Annotated in this window: 21 protein-coding genes; 2 read left to right on the top strand and 19 right to left on the bottom strand. The window is 33.5% G+C overall.

The annotated features are described in order from the left end of the window. Positions 1 to 156: 156 nt before the first annotated feature. From AVL50_RS19605 to AVL50_RS33070, 7 genes are all read right to left on the bottom strand, one after another. Complete coding sequence (locus tag AVL50_RS19605) at positions 157 to 1395, bottom strand: ABC transporter permease (RefSeq protein WP_062618183.1); 1239 nt, start codon at positions 1393 to 1395, stop codon at positions 157 to 159. Positions 1396 to 1405: 10 nt separating this feature from the next. Then, positions 1406 to 1609 (bottom strand): exodeoxyribonuclease VII small subunit, encoded by a 204-nt coding sequence (xseB, locus tag AVL50_RS19600; RefSeq protein WP_062618182.1) that lies wholly within the window; start codon positions 1607 to 1609, stop codon positions 1406 to 1408. Positions 1610 to 1654: 45 nt separating this feature from the next. After that, the gene (gene xseA / locus AVL50_RS19595) at positions 1655 to 3016 is read right to left on the bottom strand and encodes an exodeoxyribonuclease VII large subunit (protein WP_062618181.1); all 1362 of its coding nucleotides are present in this window, start codon (positions 3014 to 3016) and stop codon (positions 1655 to 1657) included. Next, a complete protein-coding gene (locus tag AVL50_RS19590; protein WP_062618180.1) occupies positions 3003 to 3338 on the bottom strand; it encodes a hypothetical protein in 336 nt (111 codons plus the stop codon). The genes xseA and AVL50_RS19590 overlap by 14 nt, the downstream gene beginning before the upstream one ends. Before the next feature lie 109 nt (positions 3339 to 3447). Then, positions 3448 to 4617, bottom strand: coding sequence for a sodium:calcium antiporter (locus AVL50_RS19585; protein WP_062618179.1), 1170 nt, complete (start codon positions 4615 to 4617; stop codon positions 3448 to 3450). A 27-nt stretch (positions 4618 to 4644) separates the two neighbouring features. Then, positions 4645 to 5535 (bottom strand): MBL fold metallo-hydrolase, encoded by an 891-nt coding sequence (locus AVL50_RS19580; protein ID WP_062618178.1) that lies wholly within the window; start codon positions 5533 to 5535, stop codon positions 4645 to 4647. A gap of 388 nt (positions 5536 to 5923) precedes the next feature. Beyond that, positions 5924 to 6094 (bottom strand): hypothetical protein, encoded by a 171-nt coding sequence (locus AVL50_RS33070; RefSeq protein ID WP_157491453.1) that lies wholly within the window; start codon positions 6092 to 6094, stop codon positions 5924 to 5926. A gap of 153 nt (positions 6095 to 6247) precedes the next feature. Here AVL50_RS33070 and AVL50_RS19575 point away from each other — a divergent pair, with 153 nt between their 5' ends. After that, positions 6248 to 8416, top strand: coding sequence for a hypothetical protein (locus AVL50_RS19575; protein ID WP_062618177.1), 2169 nt, complete (start codon positions 6248 to 6250; stop codon positions 8414 to 8416). Positions 8417 to 8515: 99 nt separating this feature from the next. Here AVL50_RS19575 and AVL50_RS19570 read toward each other — a convergent pair whose 3' ends face one another. The 11 genes from AVL50_RS19570 to tilS all read right to left on the bottom strand — a co-directional run bounded on the left by AVL50_RS19570 (position 8516) and on the right by tilS (position 19701). Next, a complete protein-coding gene (locus AVL50_RS19570) occupies positions 8516 to 12238 on the bottom strand; it encodes an ATP-binding protein (RefSeq protein ID WP_062618176.1) in 3723 nt (1240 codons plus the stop codon). Positions 12239 to 12326: 88 nt separating this feature from the next. After that, positions 12327 to 12497 (bottom strand): hypothetical protein, encoded by a 171-nt coding sequence (locus AVL50_RS19565; protein WP_371259045.1) that lies wholly within the window; start codon positions 12495 to 12497, stop codon positions 12327 to 12329. Between the two features lie 64 nt (positions 12498 to 12561). Next, positions 12562 to 13149: a DUF420 domain-containing protein gene (locus AVL50_RS19560; RefSeq protein WP_062618174.1), complete on the bottom strand. Its 588-nt coding sequence runs from the start codon at positions 13147 to 13149 to the stop codon at positions 12562 to 12564. After that, a complete protein-coding gene (locus AVL50_RS19555; protein WP_062618173.1) occupies positions 13149 to 13823 on the bottom strand; it encodes an SCO family protein in 675 nt (224 codons plus the stop codon). The genes AVL50_RS19560 and AVL50_RS19555 overlap by 1 nt, the downstream gene beginning before the upstream one ends. 93 nt (positions 13824 to 13916) lie before the next feature. Beyond that, a complete protein-coding gene (locus AVL50_RS19550; RefSeq protein WP_044203502.1) occupies positions 13917 to 14255 on the bottom strand; it encodes a cytochrome C oxidase subunit IV family protein in 339 nt (112 codons plus the stop codon). Positions 14256 to 14295: 40 nt separating this feature from the next. Beyond that, positions 14296 to 15051 (bottom strand): cytochrome c oxidase subunit 3, encoded by a 756-nt coding sequence (locus AVL50_RS19545; RefSeq protein WP_062618172.1) that lies wholly within the window; start codon positions 15049 to 15051, stop codon positions 14296 to 14298. Between the two features lie 129 nt (positions 15052 to 15180). Then, positions 15181 to 15750, bottom strand: coding sequence for a cytochrome c oxidase subunit 3 (locus tag AVL50_RS19540; protein WP_062618171.1), 570 nt, complete (start codon positions 15748 to 15750; stop codon positions 15181 to 15183). A gap of 6 nt (positions 15751 to 15756) precedes the next feature. Further along, entirely contained in the window at positions 15757 to 16656 is a 900-nt protein-coding gene (gene cyoE, locus AVL50_RS19535; RefSeq protein WP_062618170.1) for a heme o synthase, read from the bottom strand. A 1-nt stretch (position 16657) separates the two neighbouring features. Further along, complete coding sequence (locus AVL50_RS19530; RefSeq protein WP_062618169.1) at positions 16658 to 17686, bottom strand: heme A synthase; 1029 nt, start codon at positions 17684 to 17686, stop codon at positions 16658 to 16660. A gap of 124 nt (positions 17687 to 17810) precedes the next feature. Then, a complete protein-coding gene (locus tag AVL50_RS19525) occupies positions 17811 to 18332 on the bottom strand; it encodes a cyclic nucleotide-binding domain-containing protein (RefSeq protein WP_062618168.1) in 522 nt (173 codons plus the stop codon). A gap of 16 nt (positions 18333 to 18348) precedes the next feature. Further along, positions 18349 to 19701 carry a tRNA lysidine(34) synthetase TilS gene (gene tilS / locus AVL50_RS19520; protein WP_062618167.1) on the bottom strand — a complete coding sequence of 451 codons (1353 nt, stop codon included), beginning with the start codon at positions 19699 to 19701 and terminating at the stop codon, positions 18349 to 18351. Between the two features lie 386 nt (positions 19702 to 20087). Here tilS and AVL50_RS19515 point away from each other — a divergent pair, with 386 nt between their 5' ends. Further along, on the top strand, positions 20088 to 21755 hold the full coding sequence (locus AVL50_RS19515) for an OstA-like protein (RefSeq protein WP_062618166.1): 1668 nt from the start codon (positions 20088 to 20090) through the stop codon (positions 21753 to 21755). Between the two features lie 244 nt (positions 21756 to 21999). Here AVL50_RS19515 and AVL50_RS19510 read toward each other — a convergent pair whose 3' ends face one another. Further along, on the bottom strand, positions 22000 to 22917 hold the full coding sequence (locus AVL50_RS19510; RefSeq protein WP_062618165.1) for a 1,4-dihydroxy-2-naphthoate polyprenyltransferase: 918 nt from the start codon (positions 22915 to 22917) through the stop codon (positions 22000 to 22002). Positions 22918 to 22954: the final 37 nt, after the last annotated feature.

Raw genomic sequence — 22954 nt, 5'->3', positions numbered from 1 at the left:
TTTTGTCATAAAAAAACCACTCCCTTAAGAAGTGGTTTAATGTCAAGTAAATGAGTTGCATTTCGAGGTGGATTTACCTCATATTTACCTAACATCACAAAGTTATATTTAAATTCTATTCTTCAAAAAGATAAAATTCTAAAAAACGATAATGATCTAATTAAATTTAATTGACTTGATCGGTGATATACCTAAAACGATTGAAGTAGGTACAAGCAAACTGAATGAAGTCAACAAGATAATTGTAATATTAATGATCAAAATAGTATCCCAATGGAAACTGAATGGCACATGATCCAAGTAATAAGTTGATGCTTCTAATGGTATCAACTGAAATTGATTCTGCAAGATACCAAAGGAAATAGCAATAAAATTACCAATCAACATTCCTTTAACTGCCATTCGAATACCATCAAAAATAAAGATCTTCTGCAATAAATCATTGGTTGCTCCTAGTGCTTTAAACGTTCCAATCATAGAAGTTCTTTCCATAATCAAAATCAGCATAATAGAGATCACATTAAATATGGCCACACTTGTAATCACAATTAAGAAAATCCAAACATTATTATACAACATCTGAAACCAATCAAAAAAGTGAGCATATTTATCTTTCACACTTCTTGAAATCAGATGAACATCAACATAATTCTCATCCAAATACTCTGCTGTATTATCGATGGTATCAAAATTATGCAACATCAGTTCCATACCTCCCACTAAAGAATCTCCCCAATTATTCAGTCTTCTTACTAAATTTATATCCCCGTAAGCGACCAACTCGTCAAAATCTTCAAGACCAGTATTGTATATACCCGATATCTTCATATTACGAGCTTTGGGAGGTTGCTGTATAAAATAGATGATAATGTCATCCCCTACCTTCAAATGCATTTTATTAGCCAAAGCTTTGCTGATCACAATATCTTTGGAGCCTCTCTTGTCCTCTTCAAACGTTGGAAAAGTACCTTCTTCCATCTGAGATTCCCATCTGGATACATCATAATCTTTGGATAGTCCTTTTATTAGGATACCCGAAACCTCATCGTTGGATTTAAGTAAACCCCATTTATGTGCGTAACTATATACGTTCTTCACACCTGGCAAATCATCCTTCTCCTCATACAGGACAGATTTATTTACGTTCACAGGAGGTTCTTCTTTACTCCTATTCATTGTAAACTTTTCTACATTCAGATGCCCAACGTGTAAGAACAGTTTTTCTTCAATACCTTCTTTAAATCCATAAAAAATAGAAAATGCCAAAATCAATGCACCTACTCCTAATGCCACACTACCAATAGCTATTTTTGATATAAGCTTTGTAAATGAGTTGTTTCTATGTTGACTTAACCTTTTGGAAATAAAATAAGGTAAATTCTGCGTTTCTTTCATTCAAAAAATTCTATTGGTCTTCGACAAAAATTTCTGATAATTCTTTATCAATATCCTTTAATTTCTCTTTGCACCAATTCACAAGGAATTTCGCTCTTTTTGCCAATTTTGAAAGTTGATCTATTGGCACCTCCTCTAACTCCAATTTTTTTTGAATACTTTCTAATTCCTCAAGGGCAGATTCGTATGTTAAATTTTCTTTCTCTTCTGACATTCTCTTCAAATTTGATGATGCAAGTTAAGGGGTACTCGAAAAATATTACAATTTTTCGTCTACTTTATCGACTATACTTTCAATAATTTTATCATGCGTATAGGTTTGAATTTTTTCTCCTTTTTTTAATTCACTTGGATTAACCAGTTTTCCATCTTTCAAAGTCATCGAATAACCTAATGCTAATACCTCCATTGGGTCTTTTGCCTTCACTTTAACTTCTTTCAGAGATAATTTATGATGTTCATCTTTCATCTTGTCTTGTATGATATGCTGGATTCCCCTCCATAACTCATCAAGACGACTATCATCTCTTTTTATTGACTTTCTTGATAGGTAAGATTCCTTTTGCTTCAGTTTATATCTTTCAAAATTAATCTTTGCTGTTGAAGATGCTTTAATCTTAAGCAAATGCTTTTCTATTTTGAAATCTTCCAGTTCAATCCTTTTTTGAAATGCCGGTAATGTTTTAGTGATATGGAACTTCAAACTAGATTTACCTATTTGAATTTTATTTGAAAGAATACGATGTATATTCTCAAGCCTTACATCAATTTTCTTTTCGAAAGCTGAAGCTTTATCAAGCAAAAAAGATGCAACAGCAGTAGGAGTTTTAAAATGCTCATACGCCACCATATCCACTATAGAGAGGTCTCTTTCGTGGCCAATACCAGTAAGAACAGGTATTTCACATTTTGAGACAGCGTAAGACAAATGATAATCATCAAAAACCGCCAAATCTGCTCTGGCTCCTCCTCCTCTAATAATCACCACTGCATCAAAATCTTTTTCATTGACACGATGAAGAGCGGTTATCAGTTGCTCACTGGCATTTTGTCCTTGTACAGATGTTTTGAAAAGCTGTACAGAAAATTTATACTGATACTCATTCAACAACAAATGCTCCTTGAAATCTTCAAAACCTGCCGCCTTTTCTGAAGATATAATAGCAATCTTCTGTGGAACAGTAGCTAGTCGAAGTTGTTTCTGCCATTGAAAAGCACCTAACTTTTCTAACTTTGCAATACTTTCTTTTCGAAGTCGTTCTAACTCTCCAATACTAAAAGACTCGTCAATATCTTCCACTTGAAGAGAAAGACCGTAAACAGCATGATATTTTATAGAAACTTCTACTAAAATATTTACTCCCACTTTTAGCACTTCATTAAAAACAGATTTTAATCGATGTTGAAACACCTTTAATTCCGCTCCCCAAATCGTAGCTTTGTTTCGGGCAATGATTTGATTATCCTTCTTTTCTATCAATTCCAAAAAGGCATAACCAGCGTTAAACTGCAATTGAGCAACTTCAGCTTTTATCCAAAACGAAGAGGGTACTTTTGACAAGTGAAGCTCAATACTTCTATTGAGTTGTGAAAGAGAATAAACACTTTTACCACTCGTCATCTTCTTCTAATTGAAAATTAGTATAAGCTGATTGTAATTCTTTATGAGCATGATGATCTTTTTGCTCCATACAGACTTTCAAACCTACTTTATAAGTCTCTTCCGCTTTATCAGGCTGATCATTTTCAGCGTAAGCATAGGCTGCATGATAATAGGTACCAGTATAGGTTACATGCTCTTTCAAAAGAATTTCATAATACTTTATTGCCTCTTCCCAATTCTCTGCAGAGGCGTATTCAGTAGCAATCCCATAAATTACAAATGGGTCTGAGGGATCCTCCTTATAAAAAGCAAATAACTGATCTAATCTATCTTTGTTCATTTTTTTTATTCTTTAAAACGAAAGATAAATAATTTCATTTTTTCATCAAACAAAAGAAGGTCAGCTCTTTTTTAAAGAACTGACCTTCATATCATAATAAGTTTTCTTTCTATTTATGGAAAGGACTTAAGTTGACAAGGAAATCATTAATACTGATTAGGCCTTCGCTTAAACCTTTTATAAATGATGCATCATAAGTATATGCTAATGTGTACACAATAAAGAGAACATAAAGGAGCATTAAAAAATAGCCACTCTTTGCACCCAATTTCTTCCTTTTAGCTCCAATGTAAAAAATCACTGTTGCAAAGAAAGTCATGAAAAGAAGCAATACTCTAAATTGACCAATAAAGTCCATCTCGTCATTTCCACCTGTCATCACAATATTTTTATCATAAAACAAGGTGTAAATTGTCAATGGCATACCTAAAGCAAAACAGATATCAAAAATATTACTTCCTAATGCATTAGAAATTGCATCATTGTAAGCTCCATTGTTCGCACTTTTTACCGAGATAATAGTATCAGGCACTGAAGTTGCCGCTGCTGCAAAGATCAGTGCAACCACATAAGTATTCCAGTTCAAACCATCTCCAAGCATTTCACAGCCTGTTACAAGTAGGTGGCAAGATGCTCCAACAATAGAAGTTGACAAAATTAGCAATACCCAAGCTCTTGATGAACTCATATCATTATTCCCTAAAATGGCATGAGATAAATCCAACTTCAACAATGCTTTCAGTCTACCTCCTGAACCTGCTTCATATTCATACTCGTCATCGTCATCTCCTTCTGAATCCATTTTCACAAAGAATAAAGAAAGCACATAAACGACATATAATGACATTAAGAATACACCATGGTACCATTCCAATGTTTTTTCTGAAACGAATATAATAAGACATAGAATAGCAAGCATCAAAGCAATACCATCTCTTAGAATCACCTTAGGGTTCACATTAATGTATTGAACTTTTCTATTAACTACAATCACACTCATGATTACTGCAGCTGGAATAATCATAATATTAAAAACTGCACTACCTGAGGTTGTTCCTATACCACTTGCAAAGCCAGCAGCGTCGCCCGTCAATACTAAAAAGAAAAAAGTAGTAAAAAGCTCTGGCATTGAACTACCGATAGCATCGATTGTCGCTCCTTTTACTCCTCCCTTCATATTACGGCCTAAGAATCCTGATGCATCTTCAAAACCATCGCATGCTTTCCAGATAATAATACATGCAAAAAATATAATAACAAGACCTGAGATTATCTCCATTATTTTGTTTAACCTATTAAAAAGTTTCTAGTTCAATTTTTTATGCCAATACCTTAATAACCCTGCCACACTCATAAACGGTGGGTTAGCAGCATCATATTGTTTTAGCATTTCTTCTGTCAAATTTAATGCCCTTAATGCACTATCTACATGATTAATAAAAAGTTCTTCCATTTCTGGGAGGGACAATTCTTGGTCAATATAACCTTTAATTAGTTCTGCGGTATCATAAAGGTCTTTTTCAAGTGCAATAAGATGGCTTTCTATATCACTAACGGCTCCAAAGTGAGTTAAGTATAAATTAGAAGGAGATATTTTACGAATTAGATCAATTGAAGCTTGCCATTTCTCCAAATTAATATCTGGAGGAGGACAAGGAGCCACCACGGGGCCATTTTCAATTTTCACTCCTGCCACATCACCAGTAAATAGATTATCACCAATTTGCCATGCTATATGATGATTGGCGTGTCCAGGTGTATGCCAAGATTTGATTTCTACCTCACCAACAGTAATTACTTCTTCATGTTCAGTAGCGTGTAATAGATTAGCCGGAATAGACTTCATGTCCCCCCAAAGACGATCCATGTCATCTTTGTAAATCATTTTCGCGGAAGCCATAAGTTTACTTGGGTCGGCCATATGCCTTTCCCCAAAAGGGTGAAGATAAACTTTTGCTCCATATTCTGCAAATTTCCAGGCGGCACCAGCATGATCTAAATGTATATGAGTAATAAAAACATGTTGTATGTCTTGTGGTTTATACCCACGTTTACTTAGTTGGTTTTCTAAATTTTTGAAAGTGGAAAATGGACCTGTTTCTATTAAGATTGGACCATTTGAAGTTTCAATCAAATAAGAAGCAATAGCCTCTTCATTTTCCAGGAAGTTTAAATCTAAAGTATGTACAGTTAACATTAAAAATGAATTAGGATAAGTTATTATTCAGAGTACTTAAGCATATTGTGAACTAAATTAACGCCAACTTTCAGTCGACTTTCTTACAAATTGTTTATGATTTACTTTCAAGCTTTTCCCTTCAAGACCCAGGAAGTACTACCAAACCATTTGGGCAGAAACCCATTGGTGTAAATGTTAAGCGTTAGTAGTTTCATTCGTGTACTAAAACGATCAACATAGATCTTCATATTTACAACTATTTAAAAACTTAGTTTACATTGCATTAAATACTTCAATGTAAGTTAACAGAATTCATATGAGATTTAATTCCATTATTTCAATAATTAGCCTTAATTGACTAAAATCAACATTAGAGAGTGATATAGAATTGATTCAATTTTGTTTCTTAATTTATTTTTTCATCTTCTTCTATATTTGTTAGATGAGCAATTGAGGCAATACCTTTTAAACTTACTTTATTGGATGATGTAAAAGTTTTATAAGTTTCTGAATAAGAATAGCGTTCAATATCATTACCAAATCGCTTTTTAATTTTTTCGATTATTGATTTTACCATAGATTATTTTGTTAGTTTAATTTTCTTGTGTTTAAAGTCATGTTAAATTAACAATAGATTCTTTAAAATCAATAATATCCAACCTCATTCTTTTTTGTATATTGTAATTAATTGCTTCTTTAATGTAACTTTAGAGCTTATTAGTTAAATAGCATGAATAACTCGCAAAGGATTTTTTTCATATTCGCTTTACTTTTTTTTTCTTGTTTGGGAGATAATGTTTACGCTCAAAAAGTAAATCATTACATTAAAGATATTGAGATTATTAGTGATACCACAATTACCAATCTCACCTCTCATGGTATAGTTCTTAACCGAAAGAGAAGAAACGAAAAAACATTACCTTTTCATTTCAATAGTGTAGATCAGGTCTTTGAAGTAAGGGTCTATTTAAAAAATGACGACAACATTGTTGATCTAAAATTAATTCCAACCTCTGAAATAAAAGTGGTTGATTATCCTCTTCCTGTAGCAGACAACATTTATAAGTTTCGGATTCAATTTAATAAGGCTACAGCGACATTACGACCATCAATTATAATAGCGCTGTGGACTGCTGACGGAAAGGAGTTACCTTATGAACAGCAATTAATGCCTTACACAAACACTTCTATTGAAGTAATTGATAAAAAGGGAAACGAAACGAGAGAACTTTATATAGGCGAGGAAAAAGAATACGAGATCTTGACCAACCAACCTATGAATATTAGAGTGGATAATATTTGGCATGAACAGGAATATATGTCATGGAGAGTTTCAAGAAGAGAGAATAAGATTTACCTTGGTGTATTGCCCAAATCATTAAATACTTTTTCAACAGAAATATCTTTAGAAACTTTTGCTCCTAACTTTCTATTTGGGCAACCACAATACGAAACATTACCCCTCAATCTTAGATTTACTGTAAAAGCACCCCGATTGACGTTCCTTTCTACTGATAAAAGTGAAGTAATTTATGATGCAGAGGAACACGGTCAAGATGGTATTGAGATCCAAATCCAGCAGAATAGAAAACTATTATTGAATAAAACCTATAGAATAGAGGCTCAAGAAGAAAAAGGAGGGAAATTAGTCGCTGAGCTTTTCACTAAAAATAATTTAAGCAATAATCGAACGATGTGTGCATTGAGGGTTTATGATTATCATAACTTCCAAGATGGCTACCTCTATATCAAAGATGGTGATGACCCTGTATTTATTACCAATTTCAGTATCATCTCAAAAACCATCATCAAAAGTATACAAGTACTACATGCGGGTAAAAACTGGACCAGTAATTTGGACATTTACCCAGGAGAAACTGTTTCCATTAAATTTGAAGGTGAACAAATGCAACATGCTCGTTTTATGTTTGATGGATTAAGAAATTTAAGCATCGATTCTGTCAATATCACAAAGGACATGCAAACCATGCAGATTTCAATACCCATCAATATCAATAGAAAAGAACTTAAAATATTCAATGGGGATGAGTTTACAGGACACTCTTTGAAAATTAAAGAAAAACAATCTCCAAGGAATTTTGATTTTGTGACGATAGATTATGGCAATGCACCAAAACTAGTCTCAGAAATTGAGAAGCCCATCTTTTATTTCAAAGCAATGACTGACGTAATTCTACGCTTCAATCCCGACTGGATTGACGACGGATTACTATATGGTAAACAATACATAACGCTAGATGTAAGAGTCATTGGCCCTGCTGGTCAGCTTGTTGAAATTGCAAAAGATGAAAATATTGTAATATGTCCTGGCAGTTCTTCCCCGAGGTACCATAACTATGAAAAAAACAATTGTACTGACCCTCTTATCACACTCAATAAATATTTGGGAATAAAAACTCATCGATTGGAAGATTGGTCTAAATTAGAAATTTACATTAGACATCAGAAGGATAAATATTCTGAACAAATCTATACAAAGAAAATTGAAATCTATGCAGCTAGAAAATCACAGTTTGATGTGGACCTCTCTTTTCCTGCAGGTTTATTAGTAAAGAAAACTAATGAGGACGATATTTCCTCTGGAATTAGCGGTATTAGTATTTCTGCAATTGCACAATTCAAATTTTTCAAACCAGGTACCATTGGTAAGGTGAGGCCTTACAGAATTGGTGTTGGCTCAATTGCCCTCAATGCCTTTAATTTAAGCGACAATGCAGATATTGATCGCGATTTGGGAATTGTAGCCTTGGGCAGTGTCCACCCTTTACAACGGCCAGGACGAAAATTATCCTTACCTCTCTATATTGGTTTTGGTTATTTTCTAAAAGCGGATACTTTTTTCTGGATGCTCGGCCCAGGTATTAGTGTTAGTTTTTAATCAGGTCATTCTCAATTTATACAGAAAACCCCTCTTTTTATCATTTTCCATAAAAAGAGGGGTTAATTATTTTTTAAGCAAAGTATAATTCTTGATTGATTACGCCATCAAGAATTCTACAAAGAATGAAGTACCATCACCTTCTGTAGTTTCAAACCAAATACTTCCTCCCATTTGTTCAATTCCCCTTTTTGCAACAGCTAATCCAATACCAGAACCTGTTTCCTTCGTGGTGAAGTTTGGAACAAACACCTTATTTTGAACGTCCTCTGGAATTCCTTTACCATTGTCAATTACCGTTACAATCGCTTTTTCTCCATTTTCATAGAGATCTATAATGATCTTAGAGTCTCTCCCGTCATCTATGGCTTGTATACCATTCAGAATAAGATTACTCAAAATCCTAGCAGTTAATTTTTCATCACCTTCAACAATTACATCCACTCCAACCTGTGTATTTGAAAAATGTATATTTGATTTACTTGAGTGTAAGAGGATTGTTTGCTGAATCACTTTGGAAAGATTGAATTCCTCTCGCTTAGGAACAGGCATTGTTGCAAATGATGAGAATGAGGTAACAATACCACTTAATGTATCCACTTGATTAATGAGCATTTTGGTAGCTTTCATCAATTTTGGATTATCATCATGTTGAGCTACCCTTTCCAATTGTTGAAGATACAATTTCATTGGCGTCAGAGGATTTTTAATTTCATGAGCCACTTGCTTTGCAACGTCTCTCCATGCACTCTCTCTTTGACTTTGTTCTAGTTCTTTTTTAGATTCCTCCAGCTTTGCAAGCATCTTATTGTATTCCCCCACAAGCTGTCCAAATTCATCATGGGCATTGTATTGAATAGGCTCATTTTTCTTACTCAGCGTAATCCTATTCAATTCAGGAATAATCAGCTTAATTGGACTTAAAAGCCCCTGAGCGGCATAATGGACAATAGGTAATAAAGTCAAGAACAAAATAGTGAAAATCATCATGATGGTCGTAATTACCTCTAATGACCTATCATCTAGCCTATTCAGCGACTTAAAGAAAGGAATACTTACAATTCCCATTACCTTACCTGTATTGAATGCCTTTACACCTATATACGATGTATTATATTCTAATGTACCAATTTGTTCCTTCAGTACAACTCTTGTTTTCTTTTCTTCAACGATACCCACATATGCTTGAGGATTAATCTCATGTGAGAGGATATTTTCATCAAAAATTTCATTATCCGATGCTGACTGTAATATCCCTTGTTTATTGTAAAAACGAATATCGGCCTGCATAATATCAGATAACTCTTCAATAAACACATCTAATTTTATGGCCTCATTTTCGGTATAGTTCTTTGATAACTCATGGTTTTTGAAAAGGTTGCTTGCCACAATTTGAGCTTTCTCTAAATATTGCCGTTCCACTTCCATTTTAGCCGTAGTTACCATCACTGAACCCATTACAATAGCCAATAAAAAGATGGGAAAGAAAATGGAGAGGTTTAAGTAAATCTGTACTTTAGTTGAGAAACTTCTGGAATACTCAGAAGGGTTCCTCAAGTAATTAGTAAAATTGAATGTAAGAAAAACAATAAATACTAGAACTGTGAAATACGTAGAAAAAGCTTTAAAATAATTGAAGTAATTAAATTCCTTGGAAGAAATTACTACGATCCTATTATTTGTATTTGGCAATAATAAGTGTTCATATCCATTGAATTTCACATTAGAAAGCAAATAAATGGTTCCTTCTTTGAAGGATTCTTCAAGGAAGTTATTCGAATAATTGTAATCTCCAGCACTGAATATTAATTCACCTTTGAAGAAGATCGCATAAGAATAGTCTTCTTGTGAATTTCCTATAATAAAGTCTTCGTCTAAAAGCGTTGACCTAAAGTATTTACCGCCAATTGATTTCTGATAGAGTTCAATTAAACAATAACCTAAGGTATCCGTCGATTCAAATTTATCTACAATTGGAATATTACAAAGGTAGCTGTATGTACCCTTTTGCAAATCCATTTTGGTATTCAATCCATACTTTATGGCTTCATCATTATTTTCTTGAAATGAAGTAAGTAATTGATCATAGTCGTATTCTCCTGATACGTTTTCACCATTATCAAACAACATATTTACTTTGATATCAAATCTATTGCCTAGCCATTCCACTAATTCTAATTTGATATTTTTAGAGACTTCAATACCATATGGTTTATTAAGGAAAGCCATAGCATCAATCACGCTGTTGTCTTCTTGTATCTGTACAATTGTTTTCTCCAAAAGAGTTTTCACAAAGTCATCATTGTCCATCAATTTGAGTGCGAACTTCTGCTTGAATGTTTCATCTTTCTTGGTCTGAACTCCTTCAATCACAATAGCACCCATAGTTGAAAACAGAACTATATGTGAAATGAGATACATAATCGCCGGAAATCTTCCTGTAGAATAATAATTTGGTGATTTTAGCATTAAAGAAACGCCAATAAATATTGCAACAAGGTTGATCAATATCAGATCGAAAGGCTCAAAGAAAAACTGAAGGATAAATACTGTCAATACTGAAATCAAAAGTGCAATTGACTTCCCATAAAAATCTAACCACCAGCAAATTAATCTCATGAAGAAGTGTGCAATCAAACCCATCATCAAAAATCCCATCAATGCGATTAATTGAGATAGAAAGATCAACGTACTCATTTCAAAGAAAGTCAATTCCATTTCATACTCGAGTATAATTTCAAGCACATTGACAAATACTTCCTTAAAACCATTGATAATGAAAAAATAACCAATGATCATAATCACACTCACTCCTATTTTCACTCTCGAATCAAGTTCAATAATAGAGCGAATAGAAAAGAGATGTTTAAAATTTTTGGAAATCCAGCGGAAAATCAACAATGAAAAAACAAAATCCAACAATATTACTCCCATGGAATCCCATGAACCTACAAATGAAGTTTTAATTGGTTCAAGTATTTTGTATTCATCTTTGATTAATGGATTACTGATAATATCAAGTACAACTTGATGTAACAACACTACCCCAATAATGAAAATAGATAGCATCACAAAAATGGAATATCCCTCATTTATTTTACCTGTGATATAGGTGCTTAATGATGACAGCAAGAAAAACACGGTCAACAATACACAAACTAAGAAATATTGCCAAGGAAAGAACTCAACGATAGTTTTATTGGAGACATCAATAGAGAAAAGGTATTTATCCAACTTAGTTGTAATATTCCTATAATTACTATTGACTTTAAATTTGGCTAGTTTTGGTTGCTGTCTACTACCAAAAACAAACTTATTGACATAGTCAGGAAGAATAATTGATTGATAGTTTGACTTAATCAAGAGCGGTTCAATTACAAAAATCTCATAATCCTGATTGTACAATAAGATGTTAGACTTACGTACATAATAATAAGAGTCCTCCTTTTTTATAACATCTTCAACAAAGTAATTAAATAACTTATCCTCAATGTATTTCAACTTCAAGTTATTATCAGACCAGTAAACTAGCTCTCCCTTCTTAAAAATATAAGTAGGTTCACCGTCTACTGACATTAAAGATTTGAATTGTATCTTCTCTCCCTTCTGCCCCTTCAATGATTGCTTTATTTCGTAGATAGCGTCATCTGCATTCTTACTCAAATCTACAATTCTGTCCTGAACATAAGAATCGTATTTCTCGTCACTATAAAACTCAATATTGACCAGATAAATGACGGTTGATAATACCATAAAGGCACCACCAATGATGACTTTATTTTTAACACTGAATACGTCTCTAAAAAATTGCTTAGCTGTCATAAAAAATGGATTGGAATACCCAATACTACAAAAAAAAACTTCAACAAGACGAACTTATTGAAGTTTTTTAATTCTGCAGAAAACAGAATTACATCGAGAGTGCCTGCTTTTCCTTTTGTGTTTTTCTATACCATAAATAAACGATAGAAGAAATAATAAGATAAGGCATTACCATAAGATATAAAATCCCATTATTTAGGCCTGCTCCGATTGCACTTGCTCCGTCACTGATATTATTCCCAACTGTAGCTCTACACATGGCACATTGTGCAAAAATGCTAATGGTAGTTATCAGAGAAAGAACAATTGATAAAAATATTTTCTTAAGCATAATATGGGCTGATTAGTAAGTAAACAATAACACCTGTTACAGCAACATATTCCCAAATTGGGAAAGTCCATTTTACAATTTTACGGTGAGCATCCAATCGCTTTGTAATGGCAAAATAAATAGCCAATAATACAAATGGTACTACAACAGCTGACAAAACAATGTGTGATAATAAAATCACTATATATATAGTTCTCAAAGCACCTGCTTCAGCTTTTTCTGCATCGGATAAAATGCCGTCGCCATTCAAATCACCAAAAACAGTATGTCCACCTTGAAAATGATAGATCACATAAGATACCAAGAAAATTGCTCCTAATGTAAATGCAATATACATCATTAGTTTATGCAACTCTAACTTTCTCTTTTTTGCAAAATAAGCACCCAACAAAAGAACTACAGCACAAGAGAAATTAATTACGGCGTTGAGATGAGGTAAAAAAGAAACGTCTAAGTCTCCCAATTTACCCGTTTGAGGTATAAAAAGTAGTAATGCTACAACAATTGGTATTAAAACTGACACCACCCCAATTACAATCATTGGCAGTTTGTCATTCTTGTTTGTTAAAACTTGTTCCATTATTTTTCTGTTAATAGTATTGATATCTCGGTTAATAATCTTTTCACATCTTCCTGATCAGTACCACTGTAGAAGCCACGGATTCTACCTTCTGTATCTACCATAATCAGTTTATCTGAATGTGATAGTGATGTACTTTGACCTAAGGCTTCTTCTTTAGCAGTGATATAGAAACCACACTGCCCTAAGTCCATGATTGTTTGTTTGTCTCCTGTTAAAAGATTCCACTTATTGGTATCAATTTTATATTTTGATGCGTAATCTTTCAGGACTTTTGGAGTATCGTAATTGGGATCAATAGAGAATGATAAAATCTCCACATTAGGTTCATTTTTAAAACGTTCTTGCACTCTTAGTAAACCTGAAGTCATTGCTTTACAAATATCAGGACAAGAGGTAAAAAAGAAATCCGCAACATACACTTTACCCTCCAGGTTTCTATTTGTAAATCGCACACTATCCTGATTTAGAAAATCAAAAGAGGGTATTCTATGCACACCATTTATTTCATTTGGTGTACAATTCACAGACTTTAAGTTATACACTTGAAGTTCTTCTGGAGATTCTAATTTGTATTCGTTCGTTCCGAAGTTTTTAAGGAAGAAGAAAATGAATAATGGAGTTCCTATAAGTGCGAATAAGAAAATCCATTTTTTTGCATTAGGTTTATTCATTAATAAAGTGCTCTAAAAGTAAATATGGTTTGATTTCTACAAAGGTGAAGAAATCAAACCATATTATTGATTAATATTATCCAAAATTTGGGTTTACCAATTTTGAATAGCAGTTACAACTGCTCCACCTTCATCAAAAAGGGCTACTAATAACCATACTAAAAACAGTAATGGGAACAAGATAACAAACTTCAAAAGTTTTGTTTCATGACCTAAGTGCATGAATTCCCAAATAATATAACCTGCTTTCACTAAAGTTAAAGCAACAAAAATAATATTTAACGGTGTTCTGCTAGCGCCATCAGGCCATGCAAAAGCAAAGATAAATTCAATAATAGTTACGATAGCTAAAATTGCAGTTACTTTCACTACAGTTTTCATTTTAGCTGCTTTGATTTGCTCAGGTGTCATTGAAGCATCAAAATGTGCCATATCTTTATTCTTTAATGGTTTTTAAATCTAATTTTCAGTCTTATACAAGGTAGAAGAAAGTAAATACGAATACCCACACTAAATCGACAAAGTGCCAGTATAAACCTCCCTTCTCAATCATTTCATAAGTACCTCTTTCCTCGTAAGTACCCATTACTACGTTGTAGAAGATCACGATATTGATAATAACACCACTTGTAACGTGAATACCGTGGAAACCTGTAATAAAGAAGAAGAAGCTAGCGAACAACTGAGGTCCGTATTGATTTTCTCTAAGGTTTGCACCAAAAATCTGAACACCGTCTCTGATAACGCCTTCGTCAGTACCATGAATAAAGTGAGACCATTCCCATGCTTGACAAGCCAAGAAAGTAATACCACCTACAATCGTCCAAAGCATCCACTTTTCAACTTCTGCTTTAGATTTTCTTTCTCCTGCTTCTACGGCTAATACCATTGTTACAGAAGATAAAATTAGAATAAATGTCATTAAACCTACGAACATCAATGGAGCATCTACTCCGTGTAAACCAGGGAAAGCATTAAATACCTTTTCTGGAATAGGCCAGTAAAAGTTTTCTGAACTTGTAGCAAATTCAAAAGCTGAGTAAGGGCCTTCGTATGCTGGGTGCATGTATCTAACCACACCGTAAGCGATTAATAGAGACGCGAATGTAAATGCATCTGATACTAAGAAAAACCACATCATCAGTTTTCCATAAGTTGCTTTCATTGGTCTCTCTCCACCATCCCATTTAGTAATTACGGGATTCTTCAAAGTTGTAGATGATGACATAAAAAATTGTAAGTTATTTTTATAGTGTCTGTTTGAATTATATTTCCTAACACAAATAAATGGTCGATTTTTAACAATAACAACTATTTGATGACATTTGTGTTATTTTTTTATGACGATTGTCATTCTTTAGCGATTCAAAAGCAGAAAAACAAAGAGATAAACCCATAATCCACCTAAAAAGTGCCAATAATTAGCACACATTTCCATTCTTACGATAGTTGATGAATTGATCTTATTTCTATATGATTCTACTAATATAATCCCTAAATAGATGATACCACTAATAATATGCAAGCCATGTAATCCTGTTAATACATACACAAATGACCCTGATGGATTACCTACAAAATAAACATTGATGTCCACTAATTCTTCCCAACCAACAAATTGCAAGAACAAGAAAACAAAGCCCAATACGGAAGTCAAAGTAATAGCACTTTTCAATTGTGACATATTATCCTTCTTTGCTCCTAGGTAAGCCCAATGCATTGTCAAACTACTTACTAATATAACAACTGTGCTAGCATATAAAATGTTTGGCAATTCAAATGTATACCAATTCCCTTCGGCCTGTCTTACAATGTATGCACTGGTAAGAGCGGCAAAAATCATCACTACACTAACGATGAACAACCACATCGCAAATTTCTTTGGATGCATGCTTAATGGACGTTTAGGTGTATTTGCTACTGACATAGTTTCTTAAATCTTATCTATTAAATATACAATTTGAACAATGGGTAAATAGATGAAGGACGAAAACATAATTTTCAATGCGGCCTTATCTGTTTTTTCTTTAATTAGACCGAACGTCTGGTATAAAAATCCTGCACCGGCTAATGCTGCTACAATTCCTGAGATAGAACCTGTCACGCCAAATTGTGTTGGCAAGAAGCCCATTGGCAATAAGAACATGGTATATATCGAAATTTGAATTGCTGTATTGACATCTTTATCTCCATTGAATGGCAACATTTTAAAACCTGCTTTCTTGTAGTCTTTATCTGCTACCCAAGCAATAGCCCAAAAATGAGGGAACTGCCACATGAATTGAATTGCGAACAAAATCAAGCCTTCAATCCCTATAAATCCAGTGGCAGCCACCCAACCTATCATTGGAGGAAAACCACCAGGAAATGCCCCTACAAGTACGGACAACGGTGTAATTCTTTTTAAAGGTGTGTATACAAATGCATACAACACTAAGGATAACAATGAGAGTAATGTTGAATAAACATTTAAGAATGAAAACATCACTGCTCCACCAACCAATGCAAGAACAATAGCATAAATAGCAGCTTCTTTACGAGTAATTATCCCTAATGGAAGCGGTCTATTCATTGTTCTCTTCATCATCTTATCATATTCTTTTTCAAGAATTTGATTGATGGTATTGGCTGAGCCGGTAATTAAGAAACTACCAATCGTCAACGCTAATAATTCAACTACAGAAGCATCTTTTGTGCCCAACAAATAACCAAAGATTCCGGAGAAAACGACGACCATAGTCAGTCTCACTTTCAACAAGTCATAGAAATCCTTTACCCGACTCTTCCTCGGTGTTATCAACTGCTCTTTTTCTTTTACTTCTGCTACTAACATTTTATGCTGTTGCGTTTTTTTGTTTGAATGTCTTATTGTCATGAGATATAGTGTTCTCCAGAACTTTTGAGTGATTCACTAACAATGCAATGTAGAATTGACATCCCACAATCAGTGACCCTAAGAGTAAATGAACTGGCTGTAGGAAAGCAGGAATGGCGAAATGACCCATTATTGCTCCTGATGCAATCACAATCCCGAATAGGCCTAACATTACTTTTGACCAGAATCTGGATGGGTGATTAACTTCAGTGCCAGAGAATATATGTTTTACAAAGACAATATTGAGGATAAGCACCACGATGGAGAATGATCTGTGAACAAAAAATGTCCAACCCAATTGATCTATCCACAACTCTCTTTGTTGTTCATCAAAACTTTTTGCTACAATATCTACAGATTCCCTCACTTGTGTTCCTAGAATAATCTGTAAGAATGACAACATCAAAATACCAAATAACCATTTATTGATCTTCTTGATATTGTGAGGATCTTTATACGTTAATTCCTTTTTGTGTGATCTCGCTACGGCGTAAATCAATACTCCAACAATTATAAGCGCCACCAACATATGGAGCGTAATCAATACTGGGTGTAAATCTGAAGAAACTACTTTTGAACCTAACCATCCTTCAAAACCTACCAATACGAAGGCTAAAAAAGAACACCAAGTGACAATAGGATCTTCTTTTCTATAAGAGAAAGAGAAAACCAATGTTAGGAATACAAAAATTCCAATAAGAACTCCAACCAATCGGTTAACGTATTCAATCCATGTTTTAATGGGTGAAAAATCTGCAATTTCCCTTCCTTGAACTGCAAAAATTGTTTTATAATCTTCTGGAAGCTGACTTACGTCTGTGGGTGGCACCCAAGTTCCAAAACATTTAGGCCAATCGGGACACCCCATTCCAGAACCCGTACTTCTCACTATCCCTCCTACCAGAATTAAGAAAAAAACTGCGTATACAGTAATAACTCCAAATCTTCTGTAGAGTGCTCCGTTGTTTGTTACATTCTTGCTGTTCATACTAAATATCAATTAACCTTTATTAATAAGGAACAAAGATCAACTCATAGGTTGTAACGCAAAAATATAAAAAACATCTGATTTATATGACATTTGTCATGTTTTATTTGTGATTAAATTCACCTTAAAATGGCATAAATGCTCTTCCAAGGTCAAAAAATCCAAATGATTCTTTATAAGCACGGAATAAATGTCCTGTAAATCTGTCGTATATCTCCGCCATGCTTGTCATCATCTTCGCTTTGATTTTATTGTTTTCCTCAAAAATATTATGAATAACTGCCTGAGGAATCACATAAACATCAGCATGATCGGAGAAACAAACAGCATTGTAAGGCCGATTTGTTCCTTCAAGAATTGCGTTATCACCAAAAGTGTCTGTTGCCTTTAGGTGAACTAAATCTTCAAACTTATCTTCTATATCTATGTTCAAAGTCACAATACCTCTTGAAATTAAATAAAGTGCTTGACTTGGGTCATCTCTAAAAAATATAACCTCTCCTTTGGTGTAATGTCTCAGATGTAAATGAGGTGTAAATTTTGAGAGTTCATCGTCTGTTAGTTTGGAAAACAAAATGCCTCTTCGCATAAAATCGAAGAGTGTTCTTTCTTCGTGGTTATATGTCTTTTTAAAGATATTAAACATGAACGTATATCTAGTATTAATGCTTTTCTATAGAAATCTTCATCAATTTGCAAGGAAAATTCCTTATTCTCAAACTTTCTGAATTCCTAATGTCCAAAACACTTAATATTTCTCCATCTTTAGATTCCAAAACTAATATTTCACTTCTCAGGTATTGTGGTATCTTTTCATCTTGTAATAAATCAAAAACTTTTTTACTTCCACTCTTCATTCCAAAAGGCTTTATTCTATCCCCCTTCTTCACATTTCTGATTGTTAGGGGAAAGAAAATCTCTGGAATAAATAAATCTCCAACTTCTATGTCATCAAATGAAACCAATTCTCTTTCAGTTACAACCAGCTTAATATTTTTATGGAAAAACTCTTTTTCTTCCATTGTAATATTTGTGGCTACATCAAAATCAGCAATGGTTTTTGTTTCTTCTTTCAAAATTGCATCATTTTGAGTTGTATGTAATGCCATCACCTTATTTGCTGAATAATAAACAAGTGAAGATTTATGTCTATTCTTAAAAAGGTTCTGAACTGTTACATAATCAAACTGATAGGGTTTTAAATAATAAAACAAAAGTATTTCATCGATAGGTTGCACTTCCCTAATATCAATTGCTATTTCCTGATCTGATTCCCTTATATATCTTTTTTTAAAGGTCTCTAATTGATAAAACAGGTTTTGTTCAACTTGATAAAATAACTCTGATGATAATTGAATTGTTTTCTCAATTGATGGATTTATTTCCTTTAACACCGGAATTACAAGGTGCCTCAATTTATTTCTTGCATACTTTGTTGATTGATTTGATTTATCTTCTCTCCACTCCCATTTACTTTCCTCCACTATTTGTATTATTTCATCTTTAGATAAAAATAATAAAGGGCGGACAACATTTCCTCTTTTTGGTAATATTCCATGCAAACCTTCAATTCCAGTTCCTTTCGTTAGGTTAAACAAAATTGTTTCTAAGTGATCTGACCTGTGATGAGCTGTTGCAATGAAGTGATAATTATTTTCTCTAAGAATATCTTGAAACCAATCATATCTGAGTTTTCGGGCGACCATCTGAATTGATTGATTATTTTCTTCTACTTCCTTATTTGTATCCACCTTCTTAATAAAAATTGGCACTCCAATTTCATCAGCAAACTCTTTAGCAAAGAGTTCATCCTTTTCTGAATCTTCTCCTCTCAGCTGAAAATTCATATGAGCTAAACCGAAATCGATATTATTATTCTTTAAAAACAATGCTAATGCTACTGAATCAACACCCCCGCTAAATGCTAACAATAGCTTATTTTCATTGATTTTTACACCTATTCGATTAAGAAAAGTTAAAAATTGGTCATTAACCGTTTTACGAATGTCTATCATATACAAATAAGCACTTAGTCCAAAAATTATTAATACGGATTCTTTCTATTTCTAGTGAATACAATTCTAAAAAACGAATAGAACAGCAGTTCCAATCTACATTTTTTAGAAGAAGTAATCACAAAACAATAATAAGAATTAATGTGAATTATTTCCGTCTTCGTACTTATTTATTCTGCTAACTTAAATTTTACCGTTTGGAGTCAAATTAATTACAAATATTTTTCCATTAAAAGTCCATGAAATATTGTTTTTAGACGCAACAAGGATAAATTTGCATTCTTGTAATGTTTACTGAATAGTCTACAAAGCAAAGGTCATCACTTTTGACAGGAGAATCTTTCTCTCACTAGAATGTGATCACATTTTTAAGCAGCAAAAACACAATGAAGAAACAGATTTTATTTAGCATTTTTATTTTTATTACATTACTTCAAAGTTTTCAATCTTATGGACAGCAAGAAGATAAAGTTAGGATAAAAGCTGCTAGATCTAAAGGTATCCCAGGATATAGAGTATTCTACAGTGCACCAGGAAAAAGGGTGATACTAACTCAACAATCAACAACTATTTATTGCGATGAAGCACGTCAGAACAGTAAAACAGAAGATGTAGTTGCAACGGGTAATGTTATTGTTGTTGATAAAAAAACAAAAATATACGGAGATAAACTTGACTATAGAAAAACGAAAGGTGAGGTAATTATTACTGGTAGAATTGTAAAACTAATTGATGAGGATGTTACGCTTACCACAGACAAGCTCTATTATTACACTGCCACAAAAGAAGCAAAATACTTAACAGGCGGTAAGGTAATTCAAGAAACTATGGTTTTGACTTCCACTGAGGGTTATCTTCAAAAAAAGGAATTAATTTTCATCAAAAATGTTGTAATGGATGATTCTGTGAAGGTGCAACATCTTGAAACAGAAAAATTAATTTACGATAGAGAAACTAAGATTTCCACTTTTAATACACGTACCACTATCACAAGTAAAGATGGTGATGTAGTGGCTAATGCTGGTACTTATAATAATGAGAATGGCATGGTCCACTTTGAAGGTTCTGCGGTGGTTGAAAATGAGAAATACATTTTGATTGGTGATAAAATTGACACCAATAAGGACACAGGTGATAGTCAAGCATTTGGCAATGTGGTATTCTTCAGTAAGCAAGATACTGCCATGATTTATGCTGACGTTGTAATCCATAAAGACAGTTCTACTTTTGCTTATGGTGATGCCCTAATGTCAAAACCCATCAAAGGCAACTGGATGGACATGTATTATTTAGCAGCGGATACACTTCATTCAATTAATGATACTACCACTCAGGAAAACACATTATATGCCTACCATAATGTAGCGATGTGGTCTTATGATATGAAATCTAGATGTGATTCATTGGTTTATTTCTACAATGACTCAATGATTTATTTCTATGACGATCCAAGAATCTGGGCACAAAAATCTCAGATGACCGCCACTACCATCAGAACTGATATTACGTCTAAAGGTGTTGAGAGATTGTACTTGAATAAAAATGGTTTTATCATTTCAGAAGATACAATTCAAAACTTTAACCAAGTGAAGGGTAAGAAAATCATTGCTCACTTTGAGAATAATGAACTTTACAAGGTGGATGTAAAGGGTAATGGTATGACTAGGTTCTTCCAACTTACGGACGACAAAAAGCATATTTACGCTTTAAACAAATCATCCTGTCCTTCTATGTCTCTTTATTTTATAGAAAACAATGAAGTAGAGAATATCATTTATAATGCAAAACATAATTCAAACGTACTTCCGCCAAGTAAGATTCAGAAACCTGACATGTACTTACCTGGATTCAAGAACAGGTTTGATGAAATGCCTCCAAGAGAAGAATTATTGGAAAGAATCAGAATGAGAACTGACTTACCTGACCCAATGCCAAGGGACCCTGTACAACAAGCAGATCAAATTAAAATTCTTTGGAATGGTTCACAAGTATTGAATAAGTTCTACAAAGGAGAAAAGCTTTTCGACACTAGTCGATTGAAGAAGAAACAATAGTCAAATATAGAAAGGCACCAAAAAAGCGAGTTGATTTCACATAAGTCAACTCGCTTTTTTATTTATGCTAAAGGTATTAAGTACTAAGTCAAAAATAAATCATAGTTAATTCTAATTTATTTTTTGTGAGTACAACGCTAAAAAACGTATTAATAGTGGTTCTATTAAAAGTTTTTTGAAGGAGGTAATCGCAAAACAATAAATAGAATTAGTATTAGATAATTTTGAATTTGTACTTAAGTACTTAAAAACCTAAATCAATATACAATGGAAGTATCTGACCGATACCAAATGTCAATGAAAACAATAATGAAGACAATGCCATTTGTTTTAAATAAGGATCAAGTTCTGAAGGTTGCTCCAAACGTGTCACTGCCATACCATTCTTTCTTAATAATGGAAATGTAAGAACAAATAGCCATTGCAACGGGGATTCAAAATGATATGACACATAAAGTAAACCTAAGCCCATTGCAGCAAATAAAAGAGTCCAATGGTATAAAACTGCCCATTTCCTGCCTATTCTCACTGGCACTGATTTTTTCCCAGCTTTAATATCTGATTCAATATCTCTAATATTATTTACGTTGAGCACAGCTACCGCCAATAAACCACAAGCCGATGCTGGAAGTAACAATAAAAGGTCTAATTCTTTTACCTGTAAATAATAGCTCCCAATTACACCTACAAGACCGAAGAAAATATAAACGCTCAGATCTCCAAGTCCTGCATATCCATAAGGCTTCTTCCCTGCTGTATAGGTAATAGCCGCTATAATGGATAAGACACCTAATCCTAAAAAGTAAAAGAATTCTGTCCAAGATGTTAGGCTGACATATAATAAATACAGGCCTGAAGCTAATGACAACATACTAAATATGATCATCGCTGTTTTCATGGCTCCTAATGAAATAGCACCAGATTGCACTGCTCTTGAAGGTCCTTCTCTTTCTTCATGGTCTGCTCCATGTACAGAGTCGCCATAATCATTCGCTAAGTTAGATAGTATTTGTAGAAAAATTGTTGTCAAAACACACAAACCAACTACTTCATAGCTAAAGTATTCTTCTAACTGTTTATATGCTAACAAACTACCAAGAATAATACTTGATAGTGCAAGTGGAAGTGTTCGTAATCTAAAGGCCTGAATCCAAGCTTTCATTGTAAAATAAATTATGTTCTTTAAAAAGTTCTGACAA

The sequence above is a fragment of the Flammeovirga sp. SJP92 genome, from assembly GCF_001583495.1.
Taxonomy (GTDB): domain Bacteria; phylum Bacteroidota; class Bacteroidia; order Cytophagales; family Flammeovirgaceae; genus Flammeovirga.
The sequence above is the reverse complement of the archived record's forward strand: the minus strand, read 5'-3'. Positions and strand labels throughout refer to the sequence as shown.